10 protein-coding genes are annotated in these 12,373 nt (G+C 68.8%); 4 read left to right on the top strand and 6 right to left on the bottom strand.

What is annotated here, in order from left to right:
- The coding region (locus tag IEY60_RS12780; RefSeq protein WP_229739737.1) for a TetR/AcrR family transcriptional regulator at positions 1 to 647 on the top strand (647 nt) is incomplete at its 5' end.
- 287 nt (positions 648 to 934) lie between these two features.
- On the opposite strand, the gene IEY60_RS12775 is transcribed toward IEY60_RS12780, so the two are convergent.
- Together IEY60_RS12775 and IEY60_RS12770 are read right to left on the bottom strand one after the other, a co-directional pair.
- The gene (locus tag IEY60_RS12775) at positions 935 to 2,311 is read right to left on the bottom strand and encodes a flavin monoamine oxidase family protein (protein WP_189027307.1); all 1,377 of its coding nucleotides are present in this window, start codon (positions 2,309 to 2,311) and stop codon (positions 935 to 937) included.
- A gap of 54 nt (positions 2,312 to 2,365) precedes the next feature.
- Positions 2,366 to 4,192 carry an acyl-CoA dehydrogenase gene (locus IEY60_RS12770; protein ID WP_189027305.1) on the bottom strand — a complete coding sequence of 609 codons (1,827 nt, stop codon included), beginning with the start codon at positions 4,190 to 4,192 and terminating at the stop codon, positions 2,366 to 2,368.
- Between the two features lie 66 nt (positions 4,193 to 4,258).
- On the opposite strand from IEY60_RS12770, the gene IEY60_RS36215 reads away from it, so the two are divergent.
- From IEY60_RS36215 to IEY60_RS12760, 3 genes are all read left to right on the top strand, one after another.
- Positions 4,259 to 4,384: a hypothetical protein gene (locus tag IEY60_RS36215; protein WP_268241469.1), complete on the top strand. Its 126-nt coding sequence runs from the start codon at positions 4,259 to 4,261 to the stop codon at positions 4,382 to 4,384.
- 13 nt (positions 4,385 to 4,397) lie between these two features.
- Positions 4,398 to 5,021, top strand: coding sequence for a TetR/AcrR family transcriptional regulator (locus IEY60_RS12765; protein WP_229739736.1), 624 nt, complete (start codon positions 4,398 to 4,400; stop codon positions 5,019 to 5,021).
- A 166-nt stretch (positions 5,022 to 5,187) separates the two neighbouring features.
- Entirely contained in the window at positions 5,188 to 6,408 is a 1,221-nt protein-coding gene (locus tag IEY60_RS12760; RefSeq protein WP_229739735.1) for a PucR family transcriptional regulator, read from the top strand.
- A gap of 105 nt (positions 6,409 to 6,513) precedes the next feature.
- Here IEY60_RS12760 and IEY60_RS12755 read toward each other — a convergent pair whose 3' ends face one another.
- From IEY60_RS12755 to IEY60_RS12740, 4 genes are read right to left on the bottom strand one after another with little or no spacing between them, the layout of a single operon-like run.
- Positions 6,514 to 7,392 (bottom strand): NAD(P)-binding domain-containing protein, encoded by an 879-nt coding sequence (locus IEY60_RS12755; protein WP_189027301.1) that lies wholly within the window; start codon positions 7,390 to 7,392, stop codon positions 6,514 to 6,516.
- Between the two features lie 18 nt (positions 7,393 to 7,410).
- Entirely contained in the window at positions 7,411 to 8,880 is a 1,470-nt protein-coding gene (locus IEY60_RS12750) for an aldehyde dehydrogenase family protein (RefSeq protein ID WP_189027299.1), read from the bottom strand.
- The gene (locus tag IEY60_RS12745; protein ID WP_189027297.1) at positions 8,877 to 10,007 is read right to left on the bottom strand and encodes a Zn-dependent alcohol dehydrogenase; all 1,131 of its coding nucleotides are present in this window, start codon (positions 10,005 to 10,007) and stop codon (positions 8,877 to 8,879) included. The genes IEY60_RS12750 and IEY60_RS12745 overlap by 4 nt, the downstream gene beginning before the upstream one ends.
- Positions 10,004 to 12,361, bottom strand: a complete 2,358-nt coding sequence (locus tag IEY60_RS12740) for an AMP-binding protein (RefSeq protein WP_189027585.1) — start codon at positions 12,359 to 12,361, stop codon at positions 10,004 to 10,006. Before IEY60_RS12740 ends, IEY60_RS12745 begins: the two co-directional genes overlap by 4 nt.
- Positions 12,362 to 12,373 lie beyond the last annotated feature (12 nt).

Below are 12,373 nucleotides of genomic sequence, written 5' to 3'. Positions count from 1 at the left end.
TGACACCCACCCGACGGCCGCGGCACACCGTGGACATCTCTCGATCGGACCGACGCCTCGCCCGGCGCGACCAGTTCATCGACATCGCCCAGCGCGTGTTCGCCGGCCGCGGCTATCACGGGGTCACGATGCAGATGGTCAGCGAATCCGCCGGCATCACGAAACCCGTTCTGTATCAGTACTTCTCAGGGAAGCTGGAGCTGTATCTGGCCGTGGTGCAGCGGTATCTCGATCAGCTCTCGACCGCGGTGCGGGAGACCCTGGCGGCACCGCTGTCCGACTACGACACGGTGCACGGCACGGTCACGGCGTTCTTCGACGTCGTCGACCGCGACACGTCGGGCACGCACCTGCTGATCTTCGATTCCGCGGTGCCGAGCGAGCCGTCGGTGCGGTGGCGGGTGCAGACAGCCAAGGCCGACTGCACCTCCCTGGTCGCCGCCACCCTGCACCGCTGCGGCGAGATCCCGTGGCGTACCCACCTGCTCGCCGCGTGGCTGGTGGGTGCCGGGATCGCCGCGGCCGGGCAATGGCACCGCACCGGCCGTCCGATTCCCAAGCACCAGGCGGTCGAGACCACCACCCAGCTCTGCTGGGCCGGGCTGCAAAGCGCGGCCGCCGTCCCCGCCCGGGCAGCGGTCGCCTAGCCCGACAGCCCACCTTTCGCCGGGCCGGACCCAACGTGCCCCGCGACCAGCTCATAGTCCAGATATCCGGCGGGCGTTGAGCGATGAGGAACCGCCCCGCCGGGTTTCAGGACGACCGCGGGAATTTTGCAGCAACGCCTGTCGGCGTTGGAGCCGGAAGCGAGCCCGGCCGGTTCGAAGGCCGAGTGAATCGCTGCGTCAGAAGATGGGTGGTAACCCTGCCGACGACCGTGTCGGCTGCACCGCATGGCGCAGCCGACACGGTTGTGGACAGTCCCACCTTCTTTTCAGTGCTGTCGGCCCAGGCTTGCCAGGACAGCCTTGGCCGCGTACTCGCCTGAGGTGGCGGCGTCGGCGAGGGTCGGCAGGTCACCTTGGTAGTCACCGGCGAAGTAGACCGCGTCGAGCGGATCATGCAGCGTCGGAAGCGAGTTCCGGCGCCCGGGCGCCCAGAAGGGCACGACACGGTGGTGGCGGCGGACGATGCTGGTGCCCAGTTTTCCTGCGAGCTCGGGGAACACCGTGAGCAAGTCCTGGGAAAAGCGCGCGACGATCTCTTCGTCGGGCAGGTCGAGCAGTTTGTCGGCTTGTGCGCCGCCGGCGAAACAGGCTACGGCACCGCCCGGTTTGCGGTCGTCACCGCGGCGCAGTGCCGCGGCGTGGTTGAACATCGCCTGGAACGACAGCTGCGGGGTCGAGACCGCGATGAAGTCGTCCCAGCGCTGAGCTCCGGTTTCCTCGGTGAAGAATCCGACTATCACGTACCGGCCGTAGGTGATGTCGTTCAACGCGTTCCAGTGCTGCTGCGGCAGATCCGGAAGGATCTGCTTGGCGATGTCGGCGGGGGCGGTCACGACCGCGCGCTCGGCGCGCAGGCGGGCCGGACGGTCACCGTCGAGGTAGTCCACGACCACGCCGTCACCCTCGCGTCGCACCGACTGCACCGGCGAGTTCAACCGAACCCGGCCACCGAGGTCCTCGGTCAACACATCGGTCAAGGTTTGATTGCCGCCCACCGGCAGGGAGAAGTTCGGGATCTTGGCCGGGTCGGCCAGTGCCAGGCCCACCGAGGTGACGAACTGGGTAGCGGCGGTCTCCTCGACCTCGCATCCCATCCACTGCGCCGACCACGCGCGCACGACCGCGGTCGCCAGTTCGGAATGCACGCCCTTCAGCAGGTAGGACGCGAGCTTGGTATCGAGCTTGGCACGCACCCGGCGCGCCATGCGGCTGTCCGACTTCAGGAACGGGACCGTCGCGAGGATTCGCGCACCGACGATCGCCATACCGAGTCGGTCCGTCATGGTCATCCGCGAACCGAACATCAGTTGCACAGGGTTGGAGGTGTCGACCAGTCCGCCGTTCAGATACAGCCCGACACCCTTGCCCGCGAGCGAACCCATCTCGATGTTGTGCCGCTGGAGTGCGTCGAAGAGCGGGCCGGTGCCCTCGGTGAATTGCGTGCCGACGTTGATCCAGTAGTCGCCCTGGCGAACGCTGTCGACGCGTCCACCTGTGCGATCGGTGGATTCGAGCACGACGACGTCGGCTTCGGGTAGCAGCGTTGTCGCTGCCATCAACCCCGACATTCCGGCGCCGATGACGACCACCTCGGTGGTCTCCTCAGCTGGTACGTAGGTTTCCAGCGCCTCGGGCTTTGTCATTGCTGTTCCTCACTTTCGTTCAGGAATCATGGGAAGGGCGGGCGGATCGCGGCGTCAGAATCCGGCCTCGTCGAGGTCCATCACGGTCAGATCCGTGGCCGAGACCACGGCCAGTTCGGCGGTGACATGAGGCAGTACGGAGTTGGCGAAGAACGAAGCCACTGCGACCTTGCCGGCGTAGAACGCGGTGTCGCGCCCGGCATCGATTGCGGTGAGCGCGGTTTCGGCGGCGACGATGAGGCGCCATGCCACCAGCAGGTCGCCGACGAGAAGCAGGAGCCGGACGGCGTTCAGGCCGATGTAGTACAGCTTCCGCGGCTCTTCGACAGCATTCAGAAGGTGGGTGGTGAGCCTGCCGACAGTCTCATGCACGTCCTCGATGGCGTGGGAGAGCAATACCTTCTCGTTCTTCAACCGCCCGCCGTCGGCATCGGATTCGGCGGTGACGCGGACTTGCCAGAGGAGGTGCGTCAGGGCTACGCCGTTGTCGCGGGCAATCTTGCGGAAGAAGAAGTCCTGGGCCTGGATCGCGGTGGTGCCCTCGTAGAGAGAGTCGATCTTGGCGTCACGGATGTACTGCTCGAGGGGATAGTCCTGAAGGAAGCCGGAACCGCCGAAGGTTTGCAGGGATTCGGTGAGGTACTGGTAGGCGCGTTCGGAACCGACGCCTTTGACGATGGGCAACAGTAGGTCGTTGACGCGGGCGGCGAGATCGGCGTCGGCGCCGGAGATGTGCCGGGCGACGGCGGGATCCTGGTGACCGGCGGTATAGAGGTAGATCGATCGCAACCCTTCGGCGTATGCCTTTTGCATCATCAGCGAACGGCGCACATCGGCGTGGTGGATGATGGTCACCTTCGGCGCCGTCTTGTCCGCGGCTCGGGCCGCATCGGTGCCTTGGACTCTGGTTTTCGCGTAGTCGAGCGCGTTGAGGTAGCCGGTGGACAGTGTCGCGATGGCCTTGGTGCCCACCATCATCCGGGCCTCTTCGATGATCTTGAACATCTGGGCGATGCCGCTGTGGACCTCGCCGACCAGGTACCCGACGGCGGGGGTGCCGTGCCCGCCGAAGGTCAGTTCGCAGGTGGCCGAGGCCTTCAGTCCCATTTTGTGCTCGACGTTGGTGACGAAGACGCCGTTGCGTTCGCCGGGTTCGCAGGTGTCGTGGTCGAAGTGGAACTTGGGGACGATGAACAGGCTCAGCCCTTTGGTGCCGGATACGGCACCGCGAGGGCGGGCCAGCACCAGATGCATGATGTTCTCGAAAAGGTCGTCGGAGTCGGCGGAGGTGATGAAGCGCTTGACGCCTTCGAGATGCCAGGAGCCGTCGGGCTGTTCGGTCGCGGTGGTGCGGCCTGCCCCGACGTCGGAACCGGCGTCCGGCTCGGTCAACACCATGGTCGCGCCCCAGTTGCGCTCGACAGCCTTCGCTGCCCACCGTCGCTGTTGTTCGGTGCCGATGTCGACGAGGACATCCGCCATCAACGAGCCGCTCAGGTACATGTAGGCGGCCGGTTGCGCGCCGAGAACCTGTTCGCTGATCGCCCAATTCAGCATCGACGGTGCGGGCACGCCACCGACGACCTCGCTTTTGGCGATCCGCCACCACTGCGCGTCCTGCCACGCCCTCACCGCCCGCTTGAACGGCTCCGGGATTCGTACCGAGTGCGATTCTGTGTCGAAGATCGGCGGGGTGCGATCGGTTTCGGCATACGGCTCCGCTACCGGCCCCTCGGCCAGCCGCGCGGCTTCGGCCAGCATCGTCCGCGCGGTGTCGCCGTCCAGTTCGCCGAAAGCCCCGGAGTCGAGCACGGCGTCCAGGCCGTAGACCTCGAACAGGTTGAACTCGAGATCGCGGACGTTGCTTTTGTAATGGCCCATCGGACCCTCACCTCTCGATCGGGCCCGCCGCGGTGGGGCGGGCAGAAATGGTTCCGATGTGGTCCCGTGCTCGGCGATATCGGCGATCGGCATGCGCCGCAGGAGGTTGCTTCGATCCGCGTGATCGTCGGTGAGGTGTCGGAACGGGTGACGCCTTCTGGGAAGTCTCTCCACACGAACGGCGATGCGTGATAAATTAACTATCATGACAGTAAATCAAGTCGGGCGTCCTAGCAAGGCCAAGGAGCGGATTCCGGAAATACTCGAAGCCACGTTCGCTGTCGTCGTCCGCGAGGGTCTGGCCGGTGTCACCTTCTCGAAAGTCGCCGAAGTGGCAGGGCTGCAGCGCACGCTGGTGTTGCACTACTTCGGGTCTCGCGAGGAGTTGATCGGCGCCTTCATCGACCACGTCGTCGGTGCGATGGGCAGCGCGATCGTGCATCGCCATGACGATCTGCCGCTGCCGCAGCGCGTGGCGGCGGCCTACGCTCCCGGCGCATACGGCACCCGCGACGACATGGTGGTGTGGGCCGAACTGGTGGCGCTGAGCGCTCGTGACCCGGCGGTGCGCGAGCGACTGCGCGATCTGTGGACCGGGCGATGGCTGCCCGATCTGGAGGCTGTCCTGGCCGACCGCTATCGCGCCGTGCCCGCCGAGGATGTCTCGGCCACGGCATACGCGCTGGCGTGCCTGTTCGAAGCGCACTGGGCGTTGGACATCCAGGGTGTCGTCGACGAACGCAGACAGCAGCACGTCGAACGCGCGGCCGAAGTCATCCTCGACAGCCTGGAGGTGCGCGGCGGATCCGACCCCGGCCCCCAGCGGTGATCAGAGTTGCGGACGCACCGGAATCATCTCTGTGACAACGGGATTCGGTATCGCTGATGCACACGCTGGTGTAGATGGAGAAACGTATGCGGCCTGTCGACTGCCTCCTCGGCCCGTCCTGACCGAGCTGGATAAGTGGGGCGTCGTGTGGCGCTACAGTGCGACAGTGGACTCACGATGGCCGCGACCGAGCCGACGCATCGCCGAACTGATGCGCGACATCGCCGAGCGCCTGCTGGCCTCGACGAGCGTGGCGGTCGACGAGGTATTGGCCGCTGCCCACCAGGACGCCGAGTACCGCGCGCTGGTGGAGGACCCGCAGCTCGCGGCGGCCGACCGGCAGATGAGCAAGGCTTACTTCAGGCACTGGATGTCGGCGACCCTGCAGAACCCCGGGGCGCGAGTCGAGCCATGCGTCGACCCGGAAGTCCTGCAGTTCGCACGCGACCTGGTACGACGTGGCTTGGATATGCACGACCTCGGTTCGTGGCGGGGTGCGCAGCACGGCGCGTGGGACCTGTGGGTCGACGCCTGTTTTGCGGCAACCACCGACGTCGACGAGCTCCGCGACCTGATGAAGGTGTCCGAGCGGTCGATGGTGACTTTCATCGACGATTCGATCGCGGCGCTCGACGCGTACGTCGAACAGGAACGCGCGGATCTCGCGCGGGGCGCCAACGCCGAGCGGCACTCCACCGTCCAACTCTTGCTCGAAGGTGCCCCGATCGGCCGGGCGCTGGCAGAATCGCGTCTCGGGTACGCGCTGACGGGCAGCCACGTCGCCGCGATCATCTGGAGCGACTCCGCCGACGAGGCCACGGGTCTCGACGCGGCCGCCGAGGCGGTGATGAGGATATGCGCAGCCCCGCGCCGGTTCACCCTGAACGCGAGCGCGACCGCGCTGTGGGTGTGGGTGCCGACGGACATGGTCCCGTCGGCCGAGACGGCGGAGGACGCACTCGCGGCCCACCCGGGGATCCATGTCGCGTTCGGACGTTGCGGGCGGGATCTCGACGGTTTTCGCCGTAGCCACATGGACGCCTCCGCCGCGCAGCGATTACTGACGCGGATGGGCTCGGCGCGCCCCGTTGTCCGGTACGAGGACGTCGCGTTGGTGTCGGTGCTCACGGCCGACATGGCGCAAGCCGATCAGTTCGTCACCGACACCCTGGGCGACCTCGCGACCGCCGACCCGGTGCTGCGGCAGACGGTGCTGACCTACGTTCGAGAACGGTTCAACGGCTCCGCCGCCGCAGAGCGGATGTTCACGCACCGCAACACCATCGAGCGACGGCTGGCCCGCGCCGATCAGCTGCTGCCCGTGCCGCTCGCCGACAACGCCGCGAGCGTGGTCGCCGCGCTCATGCTCGTGCAGTTGCGGGACTGACGCGCGGTGCCTGCCGCGGCTTGGTGAGCGCCGCTGCCGGACACTCGCCGACCCGGGTCAGCGGCAGGCGCCGCTGCCCGAGTTCGCTGGATCGGGCGATACCGCTCACCCTGTGGCAATGACTTTCGTCTGGGCTGCGAAGCCGAGGTCACCTAGTCCGGCGTCGACGGCCGCGGTCAGATTCTCGATCGCGGCGGCGAACACCCGGGCGTTCAGTCCGGTTTCCTTCATGACGTCGACGGCCCCGTCCAAGCCTTGGGCGTAGGTGGCGATGGTTGCTTGATCGGTGGTGAAATCGCCGCTGGCAATGGCGGTTGCGACCCTCGCGGTCTCACTCTGGACGGACGCGAAGGCGGCAGGCGTCAAGGCGTCGAGGAGGGCCTGATCGACTCCTTGTCCGAGCATGTAGGTCGATGCCTCCACATAGGCACTGACCGCCGGGACCAGGAACATGCCGACAAGTCCGACGTTCAGAACACTGGCGATCTTGACGTCGTGGGACACCCAGACGGACACGGGGGTCAGCAAGGTCAGGCTCTCGCCGTGCTCGGCCCAGGCCGTTTCGGATCCGGAATAGAGGATCGCCGCCCCCTCGGTGCCGATCTCTTCGGGATACCCGAGGATCGACCCGTCCAAGTACTCAGCGCCGCGCTCGCCGGCCCAGAGCCCGAAGGATTCGACTTCCGAGGGGGCGCCGGTACCCACATTGACGAGCGTGGTGCCGGTCAAGTCCGACACGGGCTCGAGAGCCGCGAGGGCGCCGTCGTAGGTGGCGAAGCACGCCAGGACAAGCGGCGCGGCAGCGACCGCGTCGCCGATCTCCCGCATGGGCGTAATCGCGTTGTCGGCCAGTGCGGCTGCCCGGTGGTGCGTGCGGTTCCAGACAGCGACGGTCTTGCCACCGCCGGCGAGCGCCCGCGCGAGCGCCGATCCCATCAGGCCACAGCCGAGAACTGTGACGTCATGCGAGGTGGTCTGCTTCATTTTCCTCCGTCTCCCTTCCTAGAGCGGCAGATCCGGCGAGTCGACACCGACGACCCGCTCTCCGCAGAACACCCGCACCGATTCCGCCGGACCGTGCCCGCCGATGCCGGACGGGCCCCAGAAACTCTGGGCGGAGTCGTCACCGAGATCGGCGAGCTTCGCGCCGTTGACCCGCACCTCGCCGGACATGACCCGGGCACCGATCGCGATCGCGCGGTCGGTGTCGGCGCCGAACACATAGGCGTCCAGCCCCGACGGGTGCGCGTTGGCGGCGCGTAGCGCGTCCTCGTCGGAGTCCACGCCGTGCAGGGAGACAACCGGCCCGAACAGCTCGGCCGTCGTGCGGTCCGGGTCGGATCCGGTGGCGATCGTGGGAGACAGGAAGAAACCCGCCAAGCCGGGCAGCTCCCCTGGCTGGTCGATCTCGGCGCCGAGCCCGCGCAGGTCCTCGATCCGCTCGATCAGATTCCGGTAGTGCGGTTCGTTGGAGATCGGGCCGATGTCGGATTCCTCGTCGAGCGAGTGCCCGATCCGTAGCCGCGCGATGCGCTCACCGAGGGCTTCTCGCAGCGGCTGCACCAGCCGGTGAGGTGCCAGCACCTTGCCCGGCCCCTCGCACCACTGGCCGTTCAGGGTCGTCATGCCGGCGAGGATCCCGTCGGCGGTCACGTCGAGGTCGGCGTCATCGAGCACGAGCACGGGGTTGTTGCCGCCGAGCTCGAGCTGCAGAACCTTGAAGTCCTCGGCCGCGGCGCGGGCAATGGCCCGCCCGGCGCCCGGGCCGCCGGTGAAGGACACCACCTTGACCCGGCGGTCGCCGGTGAGCGCGGCGCCGATGCCGCCCGTGCCGTGGACGAGCTGCAACGCGCCCTCGGGCAAGCCGGCGTCGACGAAGCACTCGACGATCACCTGCGCGCTGGCGGGAGCGTGCTCGGACGGCTTGAGCAGCACCGGGCACCCCGACGCCACCGCGCTGGCCACCTTCGCCGCCGGGATGAAGCTCGGGCCGTTCCACGGCGTGAGGATCGCGGCGGGCCCCCAGGGCACCCTGTGCAACCGGACGTCGCGCCCGCCGGCGGCGAGCGCGGTGACACGAGCGATCCCGCGGGCCTCGGCGGCAGCCCCCCGGATGCGGGCAGGGAGGAACGCGGCGAGTTTGCGGGTGGCGGTGACCGCCGTGCCGCTGGTGATCGCGTCGGTGCGGGCGATCTCCTCGAGCCGCTCCTCGACGTTTGCCGCGACCCGCTCGAGCGCCTCGGCCCGCTCGAGCCGGAACTCGTCGTCGGCCCAGTCGAGCGCTTCGTAGGCACGCTGGGCGTGCTGCAGCGCGCGCTCGAGGTCGGCGGGCGATGTGGTCATCATGCGGTGGATCGGCTCGCCCGTGTTCGGGTCGACGTTCCATGCGTCGAGCCGCTGGCAGGACACCCACTCACCGGCGATGTAGCTCACCGGCTGCGCGAGTGACGTTGTCGGCGTCGTGGTGTTCATCGGGCCTCCTCCGCGGTGGGGTTGTCGGAACAGATCGGCATGGCGACGACGATGCGGGTCACCTCGCCGGACTTCATCGCCTCGAAGCCCTCGTTGATCCGGTCGAAGTCGATGACCTCGGTGACCATCTCGTCGAGCAGCAGCCGGCCGTGCTGGTACAGCCGGGCGAACTGGGCGATGTCCTCGCGCGCCTGCCCCGACCCCATGTACGAGCCGATCAGGCGCTTCTCGCTGAAGAAGAAGTCGGACGCGGGCAGGGTCAGCTCGGTACCCCCGGGGGCGATGCCGACCAGGCAGGCCGTGCCGGTGGGGCGCACCACGGCGAGGGCCGCTGCCGCGGTGCGGGCGGATCCGACGGCCTCGAAGGAGTAGTCGACGCCGTCGCCCAGCAGAGCGCGCACCGCAGCGGCGAGGTCGTCGGTGCCGCCGTTCAGGGTGTGGGTCGCGCCATAGCCGCGGGCGGCACGCAGCCGCTGCTCGTCGAGGTCGATCGCGACGATCGCGGACGCGCCCGCGAGCCGCGCGCCCTGGATGATGGCCGAGCCGACGCCACCGCAACCGATCACGGCCACTGTGGAGCCGGGTCGCACCTGCGCCCCGCGGAACACCGCGCCGACACCGGTGACGACGCAGCACGACAGCAGGCAGCCGACCCGGGTGGAGACCCCGTCGGGCAGCTTCACGGCCGCGTTGGCGCGCAGCAGCATGTGCTCGGAGAACGCGCCCAGGTCGCCGAGCCGGGCGACCGGTGTCCCGTCGGGCAGGGTGTACGCGGGCCGCGGGCGGCGCCGGATCTCGTCGAGCCGCTGGCACTGGGTCGAACGGGCCGCGTTGCAGTTCGCGCACTCGCCGCACGACGGGGTGAGCGCGCCGGTGACACGATCGCCCGGACGCAGGTCCGTGACGGCCGAGCCGACGGATTCGACGATGCCCGCCACCTCGTGACCGACTACCACCGGCAGCTCGGTGGCGACGGTACCGGTGATGTAGTGCAGGTCGCTGTGGCACAGCCCGACATGGGTGACGGCGATCCGCACCTCGTGCGGCTCGGGGTCGTCGACGTGGATGTCGGTGAGGTGCAGGGGCTCGCCCACCTTCGTGAGCACGGCCGCGCGGGTGGTGATCATCGGTTCTCTCCGGTCGGGCCGGCGGGCTTCTTGGCGCTCCAGAAGCCCTCGATCCCCGCGGTGAACGCGCCGCTGTTCCACGACGCGTCAGCCGCGGCGTCTTCCAGCACGAAGGCGCGTTCGATCTCGTCGGACGAGGGCCGCAGCAGCGCGAGGTGCAGGGCGGTGTTGTTGCCGCCCTCCGGCGTCCAGGCGCGGACGAGGTCGATCGCGCGATCCAGCAGGTCGTCCGGCTCGACGATCTGGTCGAGCAGACCGATCCGCAGCGCTTCCTCGGCGCCGATGCGCTCGGAGCCCAGTACCATCCGCATCGCGTGATTGCGCACGATCCGGGTGAGGAGCACGCTCGACGCGTTGGAGATCGTGAGGCCGCGGGCGTTCTCCGGCTGGAAGTACTCGGTCTGCGGGGTGCCAAGGCGCGCGTCGCAGCACAGCGTGATCTCCGAGGCGCCGCCCACCGCGATCCCGTTGATCGCCGCGACCACGGGGACCTTGGTCTCGATCACCGCGCGGGTGACGTCGTGGAAGGTCTCGAAGGTCTCGCGCATCTCGGCGAACGTGGTCGGCGGCGCGCCGAGGTCCTCGCCCGCGCTGAACGCACGGCCCGTGCCCGTGATCACGATTCCCCGTACCCGCTCGCCGGTGCCGTATTCGCGGATGAGCGCGGCGAGGCGCAGGCGCATCTCGACGGTCAGCGCGTTGAGCTTCGCCGGGCGCCGCAGCGTGATCACGGCGGTATCGCGGATCACTTCGACGAGCACGTGTTCGGCCGCCGGGTCCGACGATGCCGAGGCGCCCGAGGTGGTCCGGTCGCGCAGGTCGAAAGTGGTGCCGGGAGCTTCGGCCGCCCTGGCCTCGAGCGCGGGCTTCGACACCCGCTCCGACGGGGTCCGGGGGAAGTCCGCGACGAATTCGACGTAGCGCGGCACCTTGAACCGCGCGAGCCGCTCCGCGACCCTGGTGATGATCGCCTCGGCCGTCGCCCGGTCACCGGTGCCGCCCGCCGCGAGCTGGACGAAGGCCTTGACCTCCTCGCCGAGCACGTCGTCGGGCTCGGGGACGACGGCGGACGCGACGACGCGGTCATCGGTTTCGAGCGCTGCCTCCACCTCGGCGCTTGCCACGTTCTCGCCGCCGCGCCGCACCATGTCCTTGATGCGGCCGACCAGACGGATCTCGCCCCGCTCGTCGGCGACGGCGAGGTCGCCGGTGTGCAACCATCCGTCCCGGAGCGTCCGCGCAGTCTCCTCGGGCCGGTTCCAGTAGCCGAGCATCATCGGCGCGCCGGACACGGTCAGCTCGCCCGGGGTACCCGCGGGGACCTCGGCGCCGTCGGCGTCGACGATCCTGACGCGCTTGGTCGGCATGGGCCGTCCGATGCTGCCGCTCCCGACGGCCGCGGCGTCGTCGAGCGGGCTGATCAGGTCGATCCCGCTCTCGGTCATGCCGTAGAGCTCTCGCCAAGGCACGCCCCAGCGGTCCTCGAGCTGGGCGTGCAGCGCCGCGGGGATCGCGGAGCAGAACACCGCGCGCAGGTGGTTGTCCCGGTCGTCGGCGGCGGGCGGCTGCTTGAACAGCAGCGTCGGCATCGATCCGAGGACATAGCAGAAGGTCACCCGGTGGCGCCGCACGTCGGCCATGAACCCCGACGCGGAGAACCGCGGCAGCACCACCAGCGGCGCGCCCGCGGTCAGGGCGAGCACCGTGTTCCACTGCGGATCCATGTACGAGAAGGGCTGCGCCGTGAGCAGCACGTCGTCACCGCCGAGGCCGGCCGCCCCGGCACAGCCCCATGCGATGCGGGTCCAGTAGTCGTGGGTCAGCATGCACGCCTTCGGGAATCCGGTGGTGCCCGAGGTGTACTGCAGGTTGGCCAGCGTGTCCGGGGTGATCGCGACGTCGGGGGCGGTGGCCGGGAAATTCGCGTCGGCAGCGTCGGCCACGTCGAGGATGCGGATACCCGTGAGAGCGGCGTCGCGGGAGACCACGTCACGCACCAGCGGGAGGCGCTCGGCGTCGGTGACGATGACCCTCGTGCCGGAGTCGCGCAGCACGAACGCCAGATCGGCCGCGCGGTATGCCGAGTTGACGGGCACGGTGACGGCGCCGGCCTTGAGCACCGCGAACCAGGTGAGCGGCCACTGCGCGACGTTGGGCAGCATGATCGCCACGCGGTCGCCCGGGGTCACGCCGTGGGCCTCGATCAGGCGGTGTGCCAGCCGCGACGACGATGCGTCGGCCTGCGCGTAGGTCCACGAAGCGTCGCCGAAGCGCAGCAGTTCGGCGCCGGGGGTGCGGGCGGCACCGTCTGCCAGCAGGCCGGTGACCGTGCGCACTCGGGGCGTCGCGCCCATCTGCTCGTGGGT

It is taken from the genome of Nocardia rhizosphaerihabitans, from assembly GCF_014646295.1.
Taxonomy (GTDB): domain Bacteria; phylum Actinomycetota; class Actinomycetes; order Mycobacteriales; family Mycobacteriaceae; genus Nocardia; species Nocardia rhizosphaerihabitans.
Note: the sequence above shows the minus strand (reverse complement) of the source record. Positions and strands in the feature narration are given on the sequence as shown.